This is a genomic window from Amycolatopsis sp. NPDC048633, assembly GCF_040650695.1.
Taxonomy (GTDB): Bacteria; Actinomycetota; Actinomycetes; order Mycobacteriales; family Pseudonocardiaceae; genus Amycolatopsis.
On record NZ_JBEZHS010000064.1, the window covers coordinates 1 to 22,942 of the forward strand.

The window sequence follows — 22,942 nt, forward strand, 5'->3', positions numbered from 1 at the left end:
TCGTGGTGGCCAGGGTGCGGGCCGCGGCCCGCCCGAGGCTCAGCGGCGCCTGGTCGGATTCCACCGGGTCGGTGACAGTCACAGCGAGAACCACCCAATTCTTCATTCGTAGGCCGGGATTGCCCAAGACTGGCAACGAGAAATCAACATAGCAACGGCGTCCGGCAGCACAATGACACGATCGGGTCGCCGGGATAATCACTCGATTGGTGAACGGCCATTTCGGGCACCTTCCCCGGCTGCTCGTGCGCCGGTCATCACCCGCCGTTCGTGACTGTCACCCGGTCGGGAAGATCCCAGCTCGTAAGGGCAATCCATGGTCGCGGTGGGGAGCGGCGCCGGTCGCGGGCCACCGGTGAACTGCGCCGAACCGGCTATCGCCGCGGCCTGGGTGAGGCCACTCGGATGAATCGAACAATTCCCGGTTGTCCGGCCGGAAATGGGTGACTAACTTGAGCGATCCGGCGGTGAATCCGCCTGGTGTGAGAAAGGACGTGGATGAACATCTTCGTGGCCGGCGGACTCTGGGTGGCCGGCGCGGCGCTCGTCGGCGGCGTGATCGCGTACCTGGTCCGCCGGTTCGGCTGGGACGAGGGACGGCCCGACAACAACGACGCGGCGGGCCAGGTGTTCACCATCGTCGGCGGGCTGCACGCGGTGCTGGTCGCGTTCGTGCTCATCTCGCTGTTCGACTCCGTCGGTGCCGCGAGCCAGGACGCCCAGACCGAGGCGGACAGCCTGGTCGCGGCGACGTGGGCGGCCGACTCGCTGCCGGCCGAGACGAAGGACCGCGTCCACCAGCTCGCGATCGCCTACGCGCGGACGGTCGAACAGCAGGAGTGGCCACGGCTGTCCGGCGACGGCGAGATCGCCGCCACGGGCTGGACGCAGCTGGACCAGATGCGCCAGGCCGTCGCGGCCGCCGAGGTCGACGGCGACTGGCAGATCGACCGCAAGACCGAGGCGAGCAACCAGCTCTGGTCGGTGTACCAGGCCCGGACGCAGCGGCTGAACAACGCGGGCGGCGGCGGGGTCGGGGCGGTCGTCTGGTTCGCGCTGATCCTCGGCAGCCTGATCACCGCGATCCTGCTGCCGAACCTGTTCGGCGGCACGCGGCTGGCCGCGCACGTCATCATCGTCTCCACCCTGGCCGGCACGATCACGTTGCTGCTGTTCGCCATCTACCAGCTGCAGAACCCGTTCAGCGGGGGCGCGAGGATCCCGCCGGAGGCGTTCACCGCCGCGCTGGAAAGGCTGGCTTGACCGGCGGGCGGGCCCGCTGGGCGGCGATGCTCGGCGTGGCCGCGGCGGTCTCGGCCCTGCTGGCGGCGACGGGCTGGCTCGCGCCGACGCCGGCGAAGCGTCCGGCGGCCCAGGACCCGGACGGCTGCACGATCCTGCAGGCGGAGAACGAACGCGACGGCGCGCCGACGACGTTGCGGCTGCTGTCGCTGCCCGACGGGACGACGAAACGCCTGACCCAGGCCGGCTACTGGATCAACGCGATGGGGTACTCGGCCGCGCAGGACGTGGTGTACGGCGTCGCCGACGGAACGCCCCGCGGCCGCTACGACCACGGTGCGCACGCGGTGCGGATCGACGCGTCGGGGGTGGTGACGGACCTCGGCGTGGTCGGCCGCGCGGGCGCCCAGCGTCCGGTGTGGAGCTTGGTCACCGGGGCGACGGCGGGCGCGATCGCCGGGAACCGCTGGTACGTGCGGCAGGACAGTGATCTGTACACAGTGGACATCGACCCGGCGTCCGCGGACTACGTGCGGGTGGCGCACCGGACGGCGTTGCGGCCGGTGTCGCTCGCGGCAGGCGTGGACGACTTCGCGTACGACCCGTCGTCCGGCTTGCTGCTCGGCGTGTCGACGACTTCGCGGGGGGACAGTTCGGTGGTGAGCTTGGACCCGTCGACGGGGAAGGTCGCGGTGGTGCCGGGGCTGGTGTTCCCGCGCGGGGGTGCGTACGGGTCGGTGGTGCTCGGGCCGGGGGCGATCTACGCGACGGCCAACCGGGACGGGCGCCGGAGCGTGACTTACCGGTTGCCCCGGGACGGTTCGGGCCCGGCGGTCGAGGTGTCGACCGGGCCGGCGCTGGTGAGCGGGGACGCGGCCGGGTGTTTCGCCGAGGCCGCACCGCCACCGCCGCCGCCCCCACCGCCGCCTCCGCCCACGACCACCTCGGAGACGCCGAGTCCTACGCCGACGACTTCGCCGCCTCCTTCGCCCACCTCGACGACGCCGGCGCCGGAGCCACCACCGCCGTCGCAGCCGCCCCCGGTGGAGCAGCCGGCGGCGGTGGCCCCGACCCCGACGCCCACTCCGACCCCGGAGGCCACGCCGACGCCGCGGGCGGTGGAGCCGCCACCGCCGCCACTACCGTCGAAGCGGCGTGTGCAGCCGACGGAAGAGCCACCGCCGGTGGTGCAGGACACGGCGGTGCGAACGCAGGAGAAACGCCGCTGGGGCCTGACGGCGCTGATCCTGGTGCTGGGCGGCGGAGCGGCGGTGGGCCACGTCCGACGCCACCGCTGACGTGCCGCGCCGGTCGTGAGTGGGAAACAGCGTTCTAACCCTGTTTCCCACTCGCGACCGGCCCGGACGAGGTGACCGCCACACCCGCCGGCCGCACCGTTAACGTCCCGGCCTCCTCGAATCCGGCCAACGTCCACTTCGGCCACGAAGACTCCTCCTCCGGCGCGGTCCACGCGCCGGAAGAGGAGAAACGGGATGAAGCGGGTAACGATCGCCCTGGTCGCCGGGGTTCTGGCGCTGCCACTGGCCGCCGGTCCGGCCGGCGCGCACGAGCACGGGCCGCAAGCGAAGGATGACCACCTTCGCACCCGGGCCGGGAGGACCCTGACCGCCGATGTGCTCGGCAACGACCGCGCCACCGCCGTCGTCCGGCACACCGCCGCCGCGCACGGGAGCGTCGACGTCGCCGCCGACGGCAGCCTCCGCTACACCCCCGCGCCCGGCTTCACCGGCCGGGATTCCTTCACCTACACCGTTTCTGACGCCGTGAAGCTCTACCCGACCAGCCTCAAGCCACTCGCCACCATCGGCGGTGTTCGGATCAACGGCGGCGCGTACGGCTCCGCGCTCGCCCCCGTGCCCGGTGAGAAGAGCGAGTTCTACGGCCTCACCGACCGCGGTCCGAACGTCGACGCGCCCGACGGCGGCAAGATCGAGCCGCTGCCCGCCTTCACTCCCGCCATCGGGAAGTTCCGGCTCCGCGACGGCAAAGCCGTGCTGGAGAAGACCATCCCGTTGCGCGCCAAGGACGGCACCCCCTACAACGGCCAGGTCAGCCCGCTCGCCGACACCGGCGAGAAGATCGTCGACCTGAACGGGAACGCCCTGCCGCAGTCGGCGAACGGCTACGACTCCGAAGGGCTCGTCGCGCAGAAGGACGGCACCTTCTGGGTCTCCGACGAGTACGGCCCGTTCATCACCCACTTCGGCCGCGACGGCCGCGCGATCGAGCGCCTCTCGCCGTTCGACGGTTCGCTGCCCGCCGAGCTGAAGTACCGCGTGCCGAACAAGGGCATGGAAGGCCTCGCGGTGACCCCGGACGGCCGGACGCTCGTCGGCGTCATGCAGTCCGCCCTGCAGCAGCCGGACCTGACGAAGAAGCCGGGCAACGTCACCACGCTGCGGATCGTCACCGTGGACCTGCGCACCCGCGCCACCCACGAGTACCTCTACCTGCTCGACGACCCGGACACCACCGGCACCGCGGTCAGCGAGATCACCGCTCTCTCGGCGACGCGCTTCCTGGTCGACGAGCGCGACGGCGGGATGGAGCCGAACGCGTACAAGAAGCTCTTCGAGATCGACCTGGCCGGCGCCACCGACGTCGGCCCGCGGGCCGCGGGGTACGACGCCGTCAAGGGCGGCCTGCTCGTCGGCGGGAAGAGCATCGACGCCTACGTCGGCAAGGACACCACGGCCGAAGCGACGAAGGACCTCGCCGCCGCCGGGATCAAGCCGGTCTCCAAGAAGCTGTCCCTGGACCTGGGCGCGCTCGTGAGCGGGCTCGACCCGAGCGGCGGCTTCTTCGGGCACGACAAGGTCGAGGGCGTCGCGACGACCGACGGCGGCCGCACGCTCGTGATCAGCAACGACAACGACTTCGGCATCGACGGCGTGACGAACGCGGCCCCGCCGTACGCGCTGCACCCGAAGACGCTGCCGGACGGCCGCCAGGACGACGGCGAGTACCTCGCGGTCGACACGACGAAGCTCCCGGCGGCGACGAGCACCGCGACGGTCACGATCGACGTGCGGTAGCCGTCAGTACTTGAACTGGTCGACGTTGTCGGCGGTGATGAGCAGCGGATCGCCCAGCAGGACGGTCTTCGACGCGGCGTCGTACTTCACCGCCGGCAGCTCCAGGCTCACCTTGTTGACCGGCTGCAGCGGCTTGCCGTCGGCCACCTGCTTGGCCGTCCACGCGGTCAGCCAGCCCAGCGACTCGACGTTCCACAGCACCGACTGCGAGCACGAGCCGTCGAGCAGGAACGGCTTGATCGCCTGCGGCGTCCCGACGCCGACGGTGAACACCTGGCCGATCTTCTGCTGCTCGCGCACCGCTTTCGCGACGCCGGGCGCGGACGTCGTGCACTCGCCGACCAAGCCGGTGAGGTCCGGGTGGCGGGCCATCAGCTCCTTGGCCAGGTTCGTCGCGGTGTCCTGGTCCTCGCCCGCGTACACGGTCTCGACGACCTGCGCCTTCGGGTACTGCGAAGCCGTGTACTCCTTCTGGACCGAGATCCAGGTGTTGAGGTTCGCCGCGGCCGGGCCGCACGAGACGATCGCGTACTTGCCGGTGCCGCCGGTCCGCTTCATCAGCGCGTCGGTCAGCGCGGTGCCGATGCCCTCGGCGCTGGCCTGGTTGACGAACACCTCGCGCTGGGTGCCCGGCGCGTCGGTGTCCGAAGTGAGCACGTGGATGCCCTTCGCCCGCGCCTCGGCGATCGCGGGTGCGACCACGGCCGGGTCGTTGGGCGCGACGACGATGACGTCGACCTTCTTCGCGATCAGGTCGTGCAGGATGGTGACCTGGTCGGCGGGGTCGACGGTCTTCGGGCCGATCGTGGACCACTCCACGCCCAGCTGCTTCGCCGCTTCGAGGCCGCCGGTGTTCATCGCCTGGAAGTAGGGGATGCCGGCGACCTTGGGGACGAACACGATCCGCGTCGGCGCCGGCGCGGAGGTGCTGCCCAGCTGGTCCGAGCAGCCCCCGAGCGCGAGCGCCGCGCCCAGCAGCAGCGTCGCGCCCAGCCGGGACGTCTTCGTCGGCCCTCGCATCCCCACCCATTCCTCAGGACTCTCGAACGGTCTGCGCATGGTGGAGACCAAAGGGGAAGGTAGGGCCACGCGTAACGGTGGTCAACGGGATGTGCGCAAAGGGTTACGGAAGTGAGTTCTACCTGGTGGGTTTCTGGCGGAGATTCGCCTGGTCGGCGGTGTCGAACACGGTGAGTGACGACTATTCGCCGTTCCGTGGCCGATCGTCACCCAGGCGCCGGGTTGTGGCGCGCGAGACACGCGGATCGATACCCCTTGGGGGTATGGTGGCAGGCATGAACGAACAGCACGGAGCTTCGTGGGCGACGGCGATCCAGGCGACCCTGCACTGCCTGACCGGCTGTGCGATCGGCGAGGTGCTCGGCATGGTCCTCGGCACGGCTTTCGGCCTGCACAACGCGGCGACCGTCGTCCTGTCGATCGTTCTCGCGTTCGTCTTCGGCTACGGCCTGACCATGCGGGGTGTGCTGAAGTCGGGGCTGCCCCTGGCGGCGGCGTTCAAGGTCGCGCTGGCCGCGGACACCGTGTCGATCGCGGTCATGGAGCTGATCGACAACACCGTCGTCGTGGCGATCCCGGGGGCGATGGACGCCGGCCTGGCCAGCTTCCTCTTCTGGCTGGCGCTGCTGCTTTCGCTGGCCATCGCGTTCGTGGTCACGGTGCCGGTGAACAAGTGGATGATCGGGCGCGGCCTCGGCCACGCGAAGGTGCACGCGCACCACCAGCACTGACGATCCAAGGGGGAGGTGGCGGCCTCCCCGGCGAGATCAGACGCTGGACAGGTCGACGGCGCGGTCGACCTTGCGCCGGTCGAGCACCCGCAGGATGCCTTCCAGCAGGTAGTAGTCGGCGTAGGGGAGCGACACCTCGATGCCGTCCTCGGCCGGCCGGTTGCGGGTGCAGCGCGCGACGCTCGCCTCGGCCCGGGTCGACTTCGTCGTCAGGCACGTCTGCGAGACGGCCGACAGGATCCGCAGCGCGCTGTCGCGGTACTGGGGGCGGTGCGTGATCTCGGCGAGGTCCAGCAGGCCGCAGGCCATGATCACCCCGGCGGAGGCGTCCTTGATGTCGTTCGGTGCCTGCGGCGCGAGGTAGTCCCACACCGGCACGTGGTCGGCCGTCAGGTGCGACAGCGCGAAGTCCGCCAGGCGCCGGGCCGTGGTCAGGAACTCCTGGTCACCGGTGCGGCGGTGGATCGTCGTGAACCCGTAGACGCCCCAGGCCTGCCCGCGTGACCAGCACGAAGTCGGGCTGTAGCCCTGCACCGTGTTCGGCCCGATCGGCGCGCCGCTGACCGGGTCGAAGTCGAAGACGTGCGGGGTGGACCCGTCCGGGCGGACGAAGTTCTTCTGCGCGGTCTTCGCGTGCGCGACGGCGATTTCGAGGTACTGCGGGTCACCGGTCTGCTTGCTCGCGAAAGCCAGCAGGTCCAGGTTCATCATCGTGTCCATGATGACGCGGCCCGCGTCCTTCGGGTCGTTCAGCGCACCCCAGGCACGGATGAACTTCCCGGCCGGGTTGTAGCGCTTGATCAGCGACGACGCGGCCTGCAGCGCACCGGCCTTCCACTTGTCGTCGCCGGTGAGCCGCCACGCGGTCACCCACGACGGGGAGAAGAGGAAACCGAGGTCGTGCGTACCGGTGTCGTTCTGGCGCGGCGCGAGTTTCTCCGCGGACGCCAGCGCGAGGGTCTTGAATTGTTCGTCACCGCTGTGCAGGTACGCCAGCCACAACTGCCCGGGCCAGAATCCGCCGACCCAGTCGCCATTCTGCGAATAGACCCATTTCTCGAACTTCGTGCCGGTCGGAAACGCGGTGACGCCGGGGGCCACCGCGCGGAGCTTGGCCACCGCGTAGTCGGCCGCTTGGCGGAGCGTCCGGGTGGCGGATGCCTGGTCAAAGGTGGTTGAAGCGCTTGCGGCCGCGGTCGTCGAGGTGCTGGCGCTCGCCGCCACCGCGGCACCGGCCGCGGTGGTCAGCAGGGTTCTCCGGGTAACGCTCACAGGTGCCCGCCATTCCGTGTGGGGAAATGCTCCAGGTGCCCGGAAGTTTTCCACAGCGGACTGGCGCTTGTACACCCGGCGGATAGTTGTTCACGGTTGTGAATTCATGTTCCGCTCGCCGGGATATCGGCGATGCCATGAAAGGGTCGTTCATCGCGTCCGGCGACATGAAAGAGTCGTTCATGACGTCCGGGCCGACCGCCGGCGCCCGAACCGGGCCGGGAAAGCGCGAAGGCCCGGCGGGGGACGCCGGGCCTTCGCTTTTCTCGCGGGGGTGAGGGCAGTCAACCACGCGATACTCGGGGCTCGCTCGAGCCGCTGTTCAGCACAGGGGCGCGATCGGTTCGTCGGAGCCGGTCTGCAGGTACGTGTCCGACACGTAGTTGTTCGGGCCGATCCGGTCCCAGATGGTGCTGGTGCCGAACGTGCCGGTGACGCTGTCGCCCCGGACGTAGCACTCGATGGTCACCTTGGCGTAGTTCGCCGCGAGGCCCTTGATGGCGGCCGACGTGCTCGCGCTCGCCCGGACGTTCATCGGGTCGCCCGCGGTCTTCACCGTGCCCGTCGGGCCGGTGCCGGTCCACAGGTAGGTGACGTTCACGTAGCCGTTGTCCGACATGCCGAGGCCGTCCCAGAACACGCCGTCGGCGAGGTCGATGCCCGCCGGGTTCTGGACCGTGCGGCCGGAGTCGTCCTTCTTGCCGTTGTAGCCCTGCAGGTACGCGGCCTGCGCTTCAGGCGTGCCCTGCGGCAGGTCCTTGAACTCCGAGCGGACCGACGCCGGGTTCCAGTAGTCGTCCCGCTCGTTCCACGGGCCGACCTCCCACACCGGCGCGTACTCGCACTTGCTGCCGTCGGTGCGGCACACCTTCGCGGTGTAGTTGCCGGTGCCCTTGGGGGACACGGACTTGCCGGACGGGAACGAGACGAAGTGGTCGTGGCTGACGATCTTGTGGCCGTTGGCGGTGGTGCCGCCGACGAGCCCTTCGCGGGTGCCATACACCTTGTAGGTCAGCGGGGTCGTCGCGACCAGCGCGTTGACCCGCGGAGCGCTGTCCGCGCTGAGCGCGACGCCGCGGACCGACGGGCGGACGCCGTCGGTGGTGCTGTGCAGGCTGACGCGCACCTGCACGGAGCTGACCGTCGTCGTGAACGTGGTGCCCGCGGGCGTCCACTCGGTCCAGTCGTCCGCGCCGGTCCGGCCGCGGACGTCGACCTCGACGCTGGTGCCCTTCGGCGCGTCGGCGGTCAGGTCCGCGCTGACGCGGTTGGCCGGCGTGGCCAGCGCGTGCTCGGCGGTGATGAGGCTGCCTTCGCTGCCGGCCACGACCCGCGCGGTTCTGTGCCAGGCGGCGTCGGCCAGCGTCAGCGCTCCGCCGCCGGCGGCGACGTTGACGTTGACGTCATCAGTGTCCACAGTGGACAAATCAGCGGTCCAGCTCGTGGTGGCCGCAGCCTGGGCGGGGGCTCCGGCCAGCGCCGTCACCGCCCCGGCGGCCAGGACCGCCGCGGTCACGCGGCCGGCTTTCTTGATCCGGATCATCCCCGGTTCTCCTCTCGCACTCGTTCACTCGAACGTGGCGAAAGACTGACTGGGCGGCGTACATGATCCGTACAAGCATCAAGCGGAAACGATGTGCGGAGGCGCCTCCGCCGAGGTCACGGGCTCCGGCGACCGGCCGGAAAGCTCCCGCCAGAGCGCCAGCGCCCGCTCCGAATAGTCCCGGGACCGCTCCGGCTGCGACAACGCCCGGTGCAGCTCACCGAGCAGCTGCGACACCTCGGCTTCCGAGCGCCGGTCCCCGTTCCGGCGGTGCACCGACAGCGAGTTCACCAGCAGCAGCTGGGCGTGCGCGAAGTCGCCACTGTGGAGGCACAGCTCGCCGAGGTTCTGGTTCGCATACCCGACGCAGTGGTCGTCGCCGAGCTCGGTGAAGATCGCGATCGCCTGGTCGACGTGCTCGCGGGCCGCCGCCAGGTTGCCCTGGTGCTGGAACAGCAACCCCAGCCGCTTGAACGCGTGTGCCTCGCGGTGGCGGTCGCCGATCGCCGCCGCCAGCTCCAAGGCGTCGGTGAACCAGCGCTTCGCCGCCGCGTAGCAGCCGCGTGACATCCAGACCGCGCCCGCGCCCAGTCGGGCCACCGCTTCGCCGTTCGGGTCGCCTTCTTCCGCGAACAGCTTCAGCGCTTCGTGGCAGTGGTCGAGCGCCAGGCCGTCTTCGCCGTCGATGCGCAGGATCGTGGCCAGCCCGGTCAGCGCGATGGCCACGCCCTGCGCGTCGCCGATCCGCTCGAACAGCGCCTTCGACTCCTCGAACGCCACCCGCGACTGGGCGTATTCGTCCTGGTAGAGCAGGTATTGACCGAGGTTGCGCTGCACGATCGCCTCCGCGCGCAGCGAACCCGTCCGCCGGGCCGCTTCGAGGGCGATCGTGTGCGTGCTGTGCCAGTCGTCCTGGTGCCCGCGCAGGTCGAAGTACGGCGTCAGCGCCGACGCCAGCTGCCAGGCCAGGTCGTCGAAGCCGTGCCCGGCGGCCAGCGAGACCGCCGCGACGCTCGTGTGCCGCTCGGCCGCGAACCACGCCGCCGGGTCGTCGAGGAGCACGTCCGCGGGCACATCCGGCCGCGGTAGCTCGTCGTCGCAGTACATGCCGAAGAAGTGCAGGGGCATCCGCCGCGCGGCTTCCAACGCGAGCGCCAGATACCCCTCGAGGACCCGCCGCAGCGCCGCACGGGTCTTCGCCGCGTCACTCTGCTCCGCCAGCTCCACCGCATACACGCGCAGCAAGTCATGAAGCCGGTAGCGCGGCTGCCCGGCCGAGTCGGAGCCGACGAGCTCGACGAGGTGGCCGTCGACCAGCACGTCGAGGACGTCCTCGGCGTCGCGCCGGCCCAGCACCGCCGCGACCGCCCACGCCGGGAACTGCACCGGCCCGAGCAGCCCGAGCCCGCGGAACGCCGTGGCCGCCGACATCGGCAGCAGGTCATAGGAAAGCGTCACGCTCGCGCGGACGGCGAGGTCGCCGACGCGCAGCTCGTCGAGCCGCCGGTGCTCGTCGCGCAGGCGGTCGGCGAGCAGCCGCAGCGTCCAGCCCGGCCGGTGCGTCAGCTTCGCGCCGGCCACCCGGATCGCCAGCGGCAGGTGCCCGCACTGGCGCAGGATCGCCGCGGCGCTCTCCGGCTCGGCGGCCACCCGCTCGGCGCCGACGATGCCCTCCAGCAGCCGCCAGCCTTCGGCCTCCGGCAGCAGGTCGACGTCGACCGGCTTCGCCCCGGGGAGCCCGGGCAGCCGGAGCCGGCTGGTCACCAGCACCGCGCACACGCCGGCGCCGGGCAGCAACGGGCGCACCTGGGCGGCGCTGCCGGCGTCGTCGAGCACGACGCACATCCGCCGCCCGGCCAGCCTCGAGCGCAGCAGCGCCGAGCGTTCGGCCGGCTCCCGCGGCAGGCCGGCGTCCGGGATGCCCAGCGCGCGCAGCAGTTCGGCGAGCACGCCCATCGGCGCCCGCGGTGACGACGACGTGCCGGCCAGGTCGACGTGCAGCTGGCCGTCGGGGAAGTCGTCGCGGACCGCGTGCGCGATCCGGACGGCGACCGCCGACTTCCCGACGCCGGGGGCACCGGACAGCACGACCACGGCGGGCGTGCCCGAGTCCGCGCGCTCGCGCAGCAGGCCGGCGACCTCGCGGAGCACGTCGTCACGGCCGGTGAAGTCCGGCAGGTCGAGCGGCAGCTGGCAGACCGGGACGAAGTCCGCCGGGCGCCCGGCGGAAACGTTTTCGGTCACCAGCGTCGCGCGCAGCTCCCGCAGCCGCGCGCCCGGCTCGGCGTCGAGCTCCTCACGGAGCACGCGCTCGGCCGATTCGTACGCCTCGACGGCGTCCGCGGTCCGGCCGCCGGCGCGCAGCGCGACGATCAGCTGCGCCCAAAGTTCTTCGCGCAGCGGGTGTTCGGTGACCAGGCCGCGCAGCTCGGCGACGGCCTCGCCGCAGCGGCCGAGGTCGATCCGTGCCCGCAGGCGCTGTTCCTGCACCGACAGGCGGAGTTCGGCGAGCCGGGCGACAGTCGCGCCCCAGCTGTGGTCGTGGGGGAGTCCTTCGAGGACTTCGCCGCGCCACAGCGCGTCCGCCCGGTCGAGCAGCTTGAGAGCGCTCTCGGCGTCGGCACGATCGAACGCTTCGTGGGCTTCACCGGCCAAGGCCGTGAAGGCGAGGTGGTCCAGTTCTTCGGGCGACGCGGTCAGCAGGTAGCCGGATGCGCGGCTGCTGATCCGGTCGCCGAGATCGGGGTCGATCTCGGCGAACCGTCTTCGCAGCGAATGGACGTACGTGCGGATGTTCGCCGCGGCCGACCGCGGGGCCGATTCCGGCCACAGCACTTCGACCAGCACGTCGGCGGACACGACGACGTTCGGCTGCAGCGCCAGCGCGGCCAGCAGCAGCCGGGGCTTCGGCCCGCCGAGCGGGATCACCTGCCCGGCGGCGGTGACCTCCAGCGGACCGAGGACGCGGATGGTAAGCGAGGTGGCCTCAACCTGCCCGATGAGTTCCCCCATGAGCGGATGCTATGACCCGTTCGACCTCGGGGATAGATCCATTCGGAGTGTCCGCGGCCTTTGTACGCGTCGTGTACGAGCCGGGGTCACGCTCCCGCCATGAAGCGTTCGAACCTCCGGCGGATGGCCGGTTTAGGAGTCGTCCTCGCGACAGTCGGCGCGGTGGCGGTGGGCGGCGCGCTCGAAGCGTCGGCCGCCGCGACCGGCACCGTCAAGACCGCCGGCGACCCGCTCAACGTCCGCCGGGCGCCCACCGCGGGCGCCACGGCCGTCAAGACCGTCGCGAACGGCGCGTCGGTGACCATCGACTGCCAGCTCACCGGTTCGTCGGTGACCGGGACCTACGGCACGAGCACGTTGTGGGACTACGTGCCCGCGCTCGGCGGGTACATCTCGGACACCTACGTCTACACCGGTTCCGACCAGCGGATCGCACCCGACTGCGGCGTCGGCTCGGGCAGCGGCCAGTGCGCCGCCGCGTGCGCGGGCGAGGGGCAGTACCGCTCGTCCGACTCGCACTTCCTGGTCTACGACACCGACGCCGACGGCTACTCGGCCGTCGTCGCGTACTGGCTCAAGGGCGGCGCCGGGCCGTTCTACGTCTGGAACTCCGGTGGCGAGGGCACGAAGGTCGACAAGGCGGTGAGCGTCCCGCACGGCGGCTGGGTGTTCTACAAGGTCTGCGTCGCGAACTACACGACCGCCAAGCCCGACTTGAAGTCCTGCAGCGCCGGCATCACCGACTTCGCGGCCTGACCGCGTCTCCCCTTCCCCGAAAGGCATTCCGACATGGTTCAGGTCAACCGGCGCAAGGTGCTCCTCGGCGGGCTCGCCGCGGTCACCGCCACCGCGGCGTCGGCCGCGCTGCCGTCCTGGGCGAACGCCCGCACCACGGCGGCCGCTCCCACCATCCACGACCCCTTCCAGCTCGGCGTCGCCTCCGGCGATCCGCTTCCCGACAGCGTGGTGCTCTGGACGAGACTCGCGCCGGCGCCGCTCAACGCCGACGGCTACGGCGGCATGCCGGACGCCACCTACGCGGTCGACTGGGAGATCGCGAACGACCAGGCGTTCAGCTCGATCGTGCAGAGCGGTTCGGTGAACGCGGTCCGCGCGGCGGCGCACAGCGTCCACATCGAACCGGTGGGCCTGCAGCCGGCGCGCGAGTACTTCTACCGGTTCAAGAGCTCCGGGTACCTCTCGCCGGTCGGGCGCACGCGCACCGCGCCCGCCGCGGGGGCCGCGGTCAACCAGCTCAAGTACTGCTTCACCTCCTGCCAGCACTGGGAGGAGGGCTACTACCACGCGTACAAGGGCGTCGTGGCCGACGACCCGGACCTGGTGCTGTTCCTCGGCGACTACATCTACGAGAAGAAGTCGGGCCGCGTCGCGGCGGAGCGCAACCCGCGCAGCCTCGCCGTCGCCGACGACGCGACCACGCTCGCGATCTACCGCGCCCGCCACGGCCAGCACAAGACCGACGCCGACCTGCAGGCCGCGCACGCGATCGCGCCCTGGATCGTCGTGTTCGACGACCACGAAGTCATGAACAACTGGAACGGCACCACCTCACCGGCCACGGCCGCGCGCAAGGCCGCCGGGTTCCAGGCGTTCTACGAGCACACCCCGATCCGCTCGACCGCGAAGCCGAACGGCGCGTCCATCCAGCTGTACCGGCAGCTCGTGTGGGGCAACCTGGCCCGGTTCCACATGCTCGACACGCGTCAGTACCGCAACGCCCAGGTGGCCGACCCGTCCGGTTCGGCCGGGCCGGCCTGCACCGACATGCGCAACACCTCGCGCAGCATCTTGGGCGCGACGGAGGAAGCGTGGCTGCTCAAGCAGTTCGAGTCGCACCCGGCCACCTGGGACTTCCTCGGCCAGCAGGTCTTCTTCGCCACGCGGGACGGCGACGGCAGCAAGACCACCTGCGAGAGCCCCGACTCCTGGCAGGGCTACGAGGCCTCGCGCGACCGGATCGCCAAGGGCTGGGTCGACCGGAAGGTCGCCAACCCGGTCGTGCTCACCGGCGACGTCCACCGGCACTGGGCCGCCGACCTGCGGCTCGACTACTTCGACCACAGCGACCCGCTCATCGGCTCGGAGCTGGTCACGACGTCGGTGACGAGCAACAGCGACACCGCGACCGCACCGAGTGCGGCCTGGCTCGCCAACAACCCGCACGTCAAGTACTGCAAGGGCGAACGCGGGTACGTCCGCGTCACGACCACGCCGTCGCAGATGCGGGCGGACTTCATGACCACGTCCGACACCAGCGTCTACGACCCGGCGTCGGTGGTGATCAAGAACGACCGCAGCTACGTAGTGCAAGCGGGCAGGCCCGGCCTCCAGCAGGTCTGAGGACCGGACGCTACGCTGCGTGACGTGACCGAAGAACTGGGCCTGCGGGAGCGCAAGAAGCTCCGCACGCGGGCGGCGATCTCGACGGCGGCCATCGGGCTCTTCCTGGAGCGCGGGTTCGACGCCGTCGGGGTCGCCGAGGTGGCGCGGGTGGCCGAGGTGTCCAAGCGGACCCTCTTCGCCTACTTCGCGACGAAGGAGGACCTGGTGCTGCACCGGTTCGCCGACCACGAGACCGACGCGGCGGACGTCGTCCGCGCGCGCCGGCCCGGGCAGGGCGCGCTGGCGGCCCTGCGAGAGGCGTTCCTGCGGGGGCTGGAAGAGCGTTCGCCGATGACGGGCCTGTGCGACGAGCCCGGGGTGCTCGCGGTGTTCCGGCTGGTCACCGGCACACCGGCGCTGGTGGCGCGGCTCGCGGAGTTCACGTCCGCGGGGGAGGCGGCGCTGACCGCCGCGCTCGCCGAGGCCGGCGTCCCGTCGCCCGACGCCGGGCTGGCCGCCGCGCAGATCGCGGCCGTCCGCCGGACGCTGGCCACGGCCAACATGGACGCGGTCGCGGCCGGCGTCCCCGCGGCCCGGCGCCACCCGGAGGCCCTCGCGGCGGCCGAACGGGCGTTCCACCTGCTGACGTCCGGAGTAGGGTTCGCGTGAGAGGCCCGGATCTTGACGGATTCATGGTCCGGACCATGACGGATGCACGTTTTCGCCGGGCTCTTCGAAAGTAGACTGCGAATCCTGAAAGGACACCGCCGCCGGTGTCCCCACCGCATTCCGTCCACACGAACACCGGGGGACCCGCGTCCGACTGGGGGTGGCGCGGGTCCCCCGGGCACTCGTAGGCTGAGTGCTCCGCCGTCATGCCTCGCATTTCCGAATCATGACAAGGGTGGTTCACGGTGAAAAGATTCTTGCTGATCTCCGGCGTGGTCGTGGCATTGGTGGTGGCCGGCGCGGAGGTGGCCACCGCTGCCCCCGGTGGCGTTTACGACGTCAAGGACTACGGCGCCAAGGGGAACGGGTCCACCAACGATTCCGGCGCCATCGACAAAGCGATCACGGCGGCCAACGCGGCGGGCGGCGGCACCGTCCGGTTCACCTCGGGGAACTACAAGTCGGCCGACACGGTCCACCTGAAGAGCAACGTGACGATCCAGCTCGACGCGGGCGCGACGATCATGGGGTCGAGCGCGGACAGTTACGACAAGCCCGAGCCGAACCCGTGGGACGACTACCAGGACTACGGCCACAGTCACTTCCACAACGCGATGTTCTCCGGCGACAAGCTGACGAACATCGGCTTCACCGGCGCCGGCACGATCGACGGCGGCGGCAACCTCATCACCGGCAACCCGAAGGCCGGCGAGGCCGACAAGATCCTGTCGCTCACCCGCTGTGACGGGCTCACGCTGTCCGGGATCAAGCTGCGCCGCGGCGGCCACTTCGCGGCGCTGATCAACGGCTGCACGAACGTCGTCTCGGACAAGCTGACGATCGACACGGCGAGCGACCGCGACGGCTGGAACATCATCAGCACGACGAACGTCAAGATCACCGATGTCACCATCGCAGCCAACGACGACGCACTCGTGTTCAAGAGCGACTACGCGCTCGGCGCGAAACTGCCGAACGGGAACGTGACGGTGACCAACGCGAAACTGTCGGCGGTCTGCTGCAACGCGCTGATGTTCGGTTCCGAGACGTGCGGCGACTTCACCGGCTACCGGTTCTCGGACATCACGATCACCGGCGCGCACAAATCGGGCATCGGGATCGTCTCGATGGACGGCGCGAAGATCTCGGACGTGCATTACCGCGACATCACGATGTCCGGCACGTACTCGCCGATCATGATGAAGATCGGGACCCGCAAGCGGTGCGGCAACAACCCGGGTGTCGGCTCGATCAGCGGGATCACGTTCGACAACATCACCGGCACGCACACGGGAAGCGACTTCAGCCCGACGATCTGGGGCGCGGACAGCACCCACCGCGTCTCCGACGTGACGTTCACCGGCGTCCGCCTGAACGTCCCGGGCGGCAACGGCACGATGGCCACGGGCGTCCCGAGCAACGATCCGACGGACTACAACCCGAAGAGCATCGGCACGCGGCCGTCTTATGGCTGGTACGTGCACTACGCGTCCGGCGTCCGGTTCGTCGGCAGCTCGGTGGAGTTCGCGAAGGACGACGGCCGCCCGGCGAGCATCGTGAACAACAGCTCGGACATCACGTTCGACCACTTCACGGCGGAGAAGGGCACGAAGAGCCCGTTCGACATCGGGTTCCAGACGGTGACGGGCTACTGCGTACAGGACTCGGCGACCACGTCGGGCTCGGCCCTGCGGCTGAACACGTCCGGCTCGACGTCGCACTGCTGACGGACGAAGGGGCCCCGGCTGGTGAGCCGGGGCCCCTTCTGCGGCGCGCCTCGAGGTCAGTGCCGGTATTGCTCGTTCATGATGAGGAACGCGCCCAGGCCGTGGAAGTCGTTCGTTTTGCGGGCCCGGCCGTAGTAGTACGGGAGGTCGCCGACGTTGGTGCCCTCGCAGATGTCCGTGATGTTCGTCAGGCCGTCCGAGCCCACCGATACCTTCTGCAGGACGCCGGCGTACCCGCGGTCCGCCACCGCCTGGTACGACGCCGGGAGGTAGCCGCGCTCGACACCCCGGGCCATCGTGAACGTGTACATCGACGACGCCGACGTCTCCAGCCAGTTCTTCGCGTCGCCGCCGCGGTCGACGACCTGGTACCAGCGGCCGGTCGACGCGTCCTGGTAGCGCTGGTAGCCCGCGGCCAGGAACCGGACCACGTCGATCAACGCCGCGCGCCGCGGGTGGTTCGCGGGGAGCACCTCGAGGATGTCGATGGCCGCCATGCCGAACCAGCCGATCGCCCGGGCCCAGTGGTACTTCGAGTGGTGCCCCGTCCCGGACGCCCACGACTCGGAGCCGTCCTCGTCGTACGCGTGGTACAGCAGGCCTTTCGCCGGTTCGCGCAGGTGGTCGAAGTAGACGGCGAGGTTCTTCGCCGACTCCTCGAAGCAGTAGCCGCCGTCGCCGAACATCGCGCCGTACAGCGCGAGGAACGGCTGGGCCATGTAGACGCCGTCACCCCACAGCTGGCCGACCTTGCCGGTCGCGTGGAACATGCCGCCGTCGGACGTGCGCGGGTAGGCCGGGAACCGGGTGCGCAGCTGGTCGGCCGCCGTCCGGTACTTCTTGCGGCCCGTCTCCGCGAACAGCAGCGGCAGCAGCTGGCACGAGCGCATCGAGTCGAGGTTGGTGAAGCTGTTCGAGATCCCGCTGTCGGTGATGAAGCGGTCGTACCACGCGACGATGTAGTCCAGGTACTTCTGCTCGCCGGTGCGCTTGTAGAAGAGGTACTGGCCGTAGAGGTACAGCCCGAGCGTGTAGCCCCAGCCGCCGATCTTGTCCGGCGGGTAGCGCGTCATCGTCGAGTCGATGACGGCGCGGGACCAGTCCGGCGCCGCCTCGCCGATCGGGAGAGCCGCGCGGGCGACGGGACCCGCCGCGGCGACGGCGCCCAAGGCGCCCAGGGTGCCGGCCAGGACCGCGCGCCGGGTCGGGCGAAGGGGGTGCTCGGACATACGACGTCCTTTCGTGCACGGGCCCCGGTGGAGCGGAAGAAGGTGGCCGGGATGCCGATCCGCCGTCCGTCGGCATCCCGGCCAGCTCAGGGGCGCGGCGTGCTGCCCGGGTCGCCGGAACGGGGGGCGAAAGTGTTCTCTGGTAAGAACATCTACTCGCCTCCGGGAGGCCGAGTCAAGAGAGATCGGATCCCTTGCTTCATATATCAGATACGTGACCCGATTGGCCGCTTGCGGTGTACCGGCCGCCGGGACACCAGTGGCCACAGTGGACGGTCGGCGAGCGATGGCAGCGCTACAAGCGGCTCCGGATCGACGAGACCCGGCTGGGTTCCGACTACGCGACGACGGCGGGCTGAGCCAGGAGGTCCAGGGTCAGCGCCGCGGTCCAGCCGAACGAGCGGGCGCCGTGCCCGGCGCCGGTCAGCGGGTCCACGTACTCCGCGAAATCCGTCCGCAAAGCCGTCTCGACCAGGTCGTCCTGCAGGCGCGAGGCCAGGGCGTGCTCGCCGTGGCGCAACAGCCCCTGCCGGACCAGCCAGCCGACGTTGGCCCACGACGGGCCGCGCCAGTAGCGGCCCGCGTCGAAGTCCGGTGCCGTCAGGTCGTGGCTCGGGACGCCGTGCACACGCCCGAGCCGGAACCGCGGCCCGGTGGCCGTCGCGAGCAGGGCCGGGGCGACGGCCAAGTCGGGCAGCAGCAGCGGGAGCAGCCCGGCGCACGTGTGCGCGCGGGTCAGCGAGCCGGTCCGGACGTCGCGGGCGAAGAAGAAGCCGTTGTCCCACAACGTCTCCAGCAATGCCTTCTCGACGCGCGCCGCGGCTTCGCGGTGCGTGGCGGCGGCCGCGGGCAGGCCCAGCGCGTCGGCGATCTCGGCCAGCGCCAGTTCGGCGTCGGCCAGGATCGCGTTGAAGCCGGGGTCTTCCACGACGAAGTCGCCGAAATCCTGGTAGCCGCTGTCCCGGTAGTCCGCGGCGAGCCGGACGTACCGGCCGTAGTCCTCGTCGCTGGGCCGGTCGGCCGCGTCGCCGTGCTGCAGGTCGCGGCGGACGAACCCGGCCGACGGCGTGACGCGCGAAAGCGGGCCGTCCCAGGCCGGGCTGTTGTCCATCCCGGACTCCCACGGGTGCACGATCGCCGCCAGCCCGCGCCCGCCGGCGTCCCGGTGAGTGCGCAGGTACTCGTGCCAGGCCCGCAGCTTCGGGTACAGCGTGGCCAGGAACGTGCGGTCGGGCTCGGCCTCGTGCACCGCCAGCACCGCCCGCGCGTGCACCGGCGGCTGGACCAGCCCCGACGTCCGCCCGGCGTGCCAGAAGGACGGCCCCGGGAAGTACGCCTCGGGCGGCGTGTCGGGGTTGAAGAGGATGTGCGGGATCCGGCCGTCGCGCCACTGCGCGGAGAACAGCGTCAGCAGCTCACGCCGCGCTCGCGAGGGCGAGCGGTGACGCAGGCCGATCGCGATGAACGCCGAGTCCCAGCTCCACTGGTGCGGGTAGAGCGAGCGCGAGGGCACGGTCGACGAGCCGAGCCAGTTGCCGTCGAGGACAGCCGCGGCCCGGTCCCGTGTTACGTCCATGTGTCCAATCTATCTCCGACTTGTGTATTGTCAATGGACAAAAGTCCGGGGAGGCGAGATGACGACCAGCGCGGGTGACCTGCTTCGGCTCGTCCGGACCGGGCAGGTGACCACGAGAAAAGCCCTGCTCAGCCGCACCGGGATGTCCCGCACGACGCTCACCGCGCGGCTGGACGAGCTCCAGGCGGCCGGCTTGCTGACCGAGGGCGGCCACGAGGATTCGACCGGCGGCCGCCCGGCCCGCCGGCTGCGCTTCGACGACCGGCACGCCGTCGTCCTCGCCGCGAGCGTCGACACGATGCACGCCGAGGCTGCGCTCACCGACCTGGCCGGACGGCGGCTGGCGCACCGCGCGGGCGAGCTGCGCGTCGCCGACGGCCCGGAGCCGGTGCTCGGCCGGATCGCGGAGTGGTTCGAGGAGATGCTGGCCGGGGTGGACCGGCCGGTGTGCGGGGTGGGCATCTCCGTTCCGGGGCCCGTCGACCCCGGCCGCGGCCGCGTCAGGCAGCCGCCGATCATGCCCGGCTGGGACGGCTACCCGATCGACGCCCACCTCGAGGCCCGCTTCGGCGCCCCGGTGCTGGTCGACAACGACGCGAACCTGATGGCGCTGGGCGAGCACCGCGCCCGGTACCCGGACACGGCCGCGCTGGTCGTGGTCAAGGCGTCCACCGGCATCGGCGCCGGGCTGGTCATCGGGGGCGAGGTGTACCGCGGCATCGACGGCGGGGCGGGCGACATCGGGCACGTCCGGCTGCCCGGGCACCCGGACGCGCGCTGCCTGTGCGGTTCGCACGGCTGCCTGGCGGCGGTCGCCGGCGGGGGCGCCCTGGCCGCGCGGCTGACCGAACTGGGCCTGCCGACGACGTCGGGCTCGGGCGTCCGCGAGCGGATCCTGGCCGGCGAACCGGCCGCGGTGCGGCTCGCCGAGGCCGCCGGGCGGCAGGTGGGGGAGGTGCTCGCGACGCTGGTCTGCGTGGTCAACCCGGGCGTGCTGGTGATCGCCGGCGACCTCGCCGGGCCGCATTTCGTGGCCGGCGTCCGCGAAGTGCTCTACCAGCGCGCGCTGCCGCGTTCGACGCAGAACCTGCGCGTCGAGATCGGTGGCCGCGGGGAAGCGCTCGGCGGGGCGGTGGCGATGGTCGTCGAGGCCGAGTTCGCGCCGGCCGCGGTGGACCGCCGGCTGGCCGCGCGAGCCTGACGACGGCCGAAGTACCGTCACCCCGCGGACTGTCCGGAGTGGACGGAGCAACCGACTTTCGTAGGTGGTGGGGGTCCGGTCCGGGTGTTCCGCAATACGGGCACGAATCGGACTTACCTCTCATCGGTGGCTATTCTTCGCGTAATCCGAGTGACAAATCGGATTTCCGTACCACGCGTGGGAACCCGTGAATTCGCGACCAGATAACGGTTCCGCAAGTACTTCCCCGCGAGCGGAACACCGATCTAGTCTCGTCCGGTGTTCCAGGCCCATTTCCTGGGGGCCGCTTTCGAAGAGGGAGATTTCTGTGCGAAGAAGCTCCACCCTGCTCCTTTCGCTCGCGGTGGTGGGCGGCCTGACCGGCGCCCTGCCGGCGACGGCGTCCGCGCAGGGGCGTCAGGACATTCCGCAGTCGCACCCGTTGTGGGCGAACGCGCAGGCGAAGGTCGCCGACACGGCGCCCGCGTCCAAGCTGAGCTTCCGGGTCTACCTGAACCAGCGCGACAACGCCGGCGCCGAGGCGCTGGCGCAGGCCGTGTCCGACCCGGACAGCAAGACCTACCGCCAGTTCCTGAGCACCGACCAGGTGCGGGACCGGTTCGCCGCCGGCGACGCCACGGTCAACGCCGTGAAGTCGTGGCTGACCGGCAGCGGGTTCAGCATCGGTGACGTCCCGTCGAACCGCGCCTACGTCGAGGCCACCGGCACCGCCGACCAGACGCAGAACGCGTTCGCCGTCAAGCTGGGCAAGTACAAGGTCAAGGGCCAGACCCTCCGCGCCGCCGACAAGAACCTGTCGGTGCCCGCGAACCTGGCGAGCGACGTGCTCGGCGTCGTCGGCGTGGACCAGGCGACCAACCTGTTCAAGCCGGACCACGCCACCGGCTCCGGGACGCCGTCCGACGTCGCGCCCGGTCCCGGCTTCCGCAACGCGAAGCCGTGCAGCGCGTACTACGGCGAGAAGGTCGACACCACCGACCCCGCCTACAACGGCAAGCACCTGCCGTACGCCCCCTGCGGCTACACCCCGGCGCAGCTGCGGTCGGCCTACGGCGTCGACAAGGTCGGCGCGGACGGCAAGGGCACCACGATCGCCATCGTCGACGCGTTCGCCTCGCCGACCATCTACGCCGACGCGAGCACCTACGCGAAGAAGAACGACCCGCAGCACCCGCTGAAGCAGAGCCAGTTCAAGCAGCACGTCTTCCCGGCGAACCCGGTCCTCGAGCCGCCGGACCAGTGTGACGCGGCGGGCTGGTACGGCGAGGAGACCCTCGACGTCGAGGCCGCCCACGGTCTCGCGCCGGGTGCGGACATCCTGTACGTCGGCGGGGAGTCCTGTGAGGACAACGCCCTCGACGTGGCGCTGAACTACGTGATCGCCGGCCACAAGGCCGACATCGTGTCGAACTCCTACGGCGACACCGGCGAGGACATCCCGGCCGACGAGGTCAAGGTGTTCAACCAGATCTCGCTGCAGGCGGTGCTCGAGGGCATCGGCGTCTACTTCTCCTCGGGCGACAACGGTGACGAGGTCCTGCGCCTCGGCACGCCGTCGCCGGACTTCTCCGCCTCGGCGCCGTGGATCACCGCGGTCGGCGGCACGTCCATCGCGATCGGCAAGGACGGCAAGCGGATCTTCGAGACCGGCTGGGAGACCAGCAAGTCCTCGCTGACCAACGGCGTCTACGGCCCGGCGGCCTACACCAGCGGTTCCGGTGGTGGCACGAGCCGGCTGTTCGCGCAGCCCTTCTACCAGAAGGGTGTCGTGCCGGACGCGCTGGCGAAGAAGAACCAGACGGGGAACGCCAAGGGCCGGGTCGTCCCGGACATCTCCGCGATCGGTGACCCGAACACCGGCTTCCTGGTCGGCCAGACGCAGACCTTCCCGGACGGCGCCTACTACGACCAGTACCGGATCGGCGGCACGAGCCTCGCGTCGCCGGTGTTCGCCGGCATCATGGCGGTGGCCGACAGCTTCGACCACTTCCACCACGGCTTCATCAACCCCGTGATCTACAAGCTGACCTCCCGCACCCCGGCGATCAGCGATGTGAAGCACGTGGATGCCGCGGTGGAGCGCGTCGACTACGCGAACTCGGTCGACGCATCGGACGGCCTGCTCACCTCGGTGCGCACGCTCGACTACCAGGGTCTGACCATCCACACGACCCCGGGCTACGACGACGTGACGGGTCTCGGCACGCCCAACGGGCTGCTGTTCCTGCTGCTCGTCTAGATTCCCAAGTCCGTGAAGGCCTCCTTACCGGCTCTTATGGCCGGTAAGGAGGCCTTCACGGCTTTCCGGGGGTCTCGGCGAG

General features: G+C 70.7%; 16 protein-coding genes. 10 read left to right on the forward strand and 6 right to left on the reverse strand.

Annotated elements, in window-relative coordinates:
- The first annotated feature begins 498 nt into the window (after positions 1–498).
- The 3 genes from AB0C38_RS48140 to AB0C38_RS48150 all read left to right on the forward strand — a co-directional run bounded on the left by AB0C38_RS48140 (position 499) and on the right by AB0C38_RS48150 (position 4,298).
- Positions 499–1,263, forward strand: a complete 765-nt coding sequence (locus tag AB0C38_RS48140; RefSeq protein ID WP_360687979.1) for a hypothetical protein — start codon at positions 499–501, stop codon at positions 1,261–1,263.
- On the forward strand, positions 1,260–2,540 hold the full coding sequence (locus tag AB0C38_RS48145) for a hypothetical protein (RefSeq protein WP_360687982.1): 1,281 nt from the start codon (positions 1,260–1,262) through the stop codon (positions 2,538–2,540). The genes AB0C38_RS48140 and AB0C38_RS48145 overlap by 4 nt, the downstream gene beginning before the upstream one ends.
- A gap of 195 nt (positions 2,541–2,735) precedes the next feature.
- The gene (locus tag AB0C38_RS48150) at positions 2,736–4,298 is read left to right on the forward strand and encodes an esterase-like activity of phytase family protein (RefSeq protein ID WP_360687985.1); all 1,563 of its coding nucleotides are present in this window, start codon (positions 2,736–2,738) and stop codon (positions 4,296–4,298) included.
- Between the two features lie 3 nt (positions 4,299–4,301).
- On the opposite strand, the gene AB0C38_RS48155 is transcribed toward AB0C38_RS48150, so the two are convergent.
- On the reverse strand, positions 4,302–5,318 hold the full coding sequence (locus AB0C38_RS48155) for an autoinducer 2 ABC transporter substrate-binding protein (protein ID WP_360688021.1): 1,017 nt from the start codon (positions 5,316–5,318) through the stop codon (positions 4,302–4,304).
- Positions 5,319–5,593: 275 nt separating this feature from the next.
- Here AB0C38_RS48155 and AB0C38_RS48160 point away from each other — a divergent pair, with 275 nt between their 5' ends.
- The gene (locus tag AB0C38_RS48160) at positions 5,594–6,049 is read left to right on the forward strand and encodes a DUF4396 domain-containing protein (protein WP_360687988.1); all 456 of its coding nucleotides are present in this window, start codon (positions 5,594–5,596) and stop codon (positions 6,047–6,049) included.
- A 36-nt stretch (positions 6,050–6,085) separates the two neighbouring features.
- Here AB0C38_RS48160 and AB0C38_RS48165 read toward each other — a convergent pair whose 3' ends face one another.
- The 3 genes from AB0C38_RS48165 to AB0C38_RS48175 all read right to left on the reverse strand — a co-directional run bounded on the left by AB0C38_RS48165 (position 6,086) and on the right by AB0C38_RS48175 (position 11,876).
- The gene (locus AB0C38_RS48165) at positions 6,086–7,321 is read right to left on the reverse strand and encodes a glucuronyl hydrolase (RefSeq protein ID WP_360687991.1); all 1,236 of its coding nucleotides are present in this window, start codon (positions 7,319–7,321) and stop codon (positions 6,086–6,088) included.
- 322 nt (positions 7,322–7,643) lie between these two features.
- The gene (locus AB0C38_RS48170) at positions 7,644–8,864 is read right to left on the reverse strand and encodes a hypothetical protein (RefSeq protein ID WP_360687993.1); all 1,221 of its coding nucleotides are present in this window, start codon (positions 8,862–8,864) and stop codon (positions 7,644–7,646) included.
- A gap of 78 nt (positions 8,865–8,942) precedes the next feature.
- Positions 8,943–11,876, reverse strand: coding sequence for a BTAD domain-containing putative transcriptional regulator (locus AB0C38_RS48175; RefSeq protein WP_360687996.1), 2,934 nt, complete (start codon positions 11,874–11,876; stop codon positions 8,943–8,945).
- A gap of 99 nt (positions 11,877–11,975) precedes the next feature.
- Between AB0C38_RS48175 and AB0C38_RS48180 the strand changes: the two genes are divergently transcribed.
- The 4 genes from AB0C38_RS48180 (at position 11,976) to AB0C38_RS48195 (ending at position 16,615) form a co-directional block, all read left to right on the forward strand.
- The gene (locus tag AB0C38_RS48180) at positions 11,976–12,632 is read left to right on the forward strand and encodes a hypothetical protein (RefSeq protein WP_360687998.1); all 657 of its coding nucleotides are present in this window, start codon (positions 11,976–11,978) and stop codon (positions 12,630–12,632) included.
- A gap of 33 nt (positions 12,633–12,665) precedes the next feature.
- The gene (locus AB0C38_RS48185; RefSeq protein ID WP_360688001.1) at positions 12,666–14,237 is read left to right on the forward strand and encodes an alkaline phosphatase D family protein; all 1,572 of its coding nucleotides are present in this window, start codon (positions 12,666–12,668) and stop codon (positions 14,235–14,237) included.
- Positions 14,238–14,261: 24 nt separating this feature from the next.
- Entirely contained in the window at positions 14,262–14,888 is a 627-nt protein-coding gene (locus tag AB0C38_RS48190; protein WP_360688004.1) for a helix-turn-helix domain-containing protein, read from the forward strand.
- Positions 14,889–15,133: 245 nt separating this feature from the next.
- Complete coding sequence (locus AB0C38_RS48195; RefSeq protein WP_360688007.1) at positions 15,134–16,615, forward strand: glycosyl hydrolase family 28 protein; 1,482 nt, start codon at positions 15,134–15,136, stop codon at positions 16,613–16,615.
- 56 nt (positions 16,616–16,671) lie between these two features.
- On the opposite strand, the gene AB0C38_RS48200 is transcribed toward AB0C38_RS48195, so the two are convergent.
- Together AB0C38_RS48200 and AB0C38_RS48205 are read right to left on the reverse strand one after the other, a co-directional pair.
- Positions 16,672–17,844, reverse strand: coding sequence for a glycoside hydrolase family 88 protein (locus AB0C38_RS48200; RefSeq protein WP_360688010.1), 1,173 nt, complete (start codon positions 17,842–17,844; stop codon positions 16,672–16,674).
- Positions 17,845–18,181: 337 nt separating this feature from the next.
- Complete coding sequence (locus AB0C38_RS48205; protein ID WP_360688012.1) at positions 18,182–19,420, reverse strand: trehalase family glycosidase; 1,239 nt, start codon at positions 19,418–19,420, stop codon at positions 18,182–18,184.
- A gap of 58 nt (positions 19,421–19,478) precedes the next feature.
- Between AB0C38_RS48205 and AB0C38_RS48210 the strand changes: the two genes are divergently transcribed.
- Together AB0C38_RS48210 and AB0C38_RS48215 are read left to right on the forward strand one after the other, a co-directional pair.
- On the forward strand, positions 19,479–20,621 hold the full coding sequence (locus AB0C38_RS48210; RefSeq protein WP_360688015.1) for an ROK family protein: 1,143 nt from the start codon (positions 19,479–19,481) through the stop codon (positions 20,619–20,621).
- A 307-nt stretch (positions 20,622–20,928) separates the two neighbouring features.
- Entirely contained in the window at positions 20,929–22,860 is a 1,932-nt protein-coding gene (locus AB0C38_RS48215; RefSeq protein WP_360688018.1) for a S53 family peptidase, read from the forward strand.
- Positions 22,861–22,942: the final 82 nt, after the last annotated feature.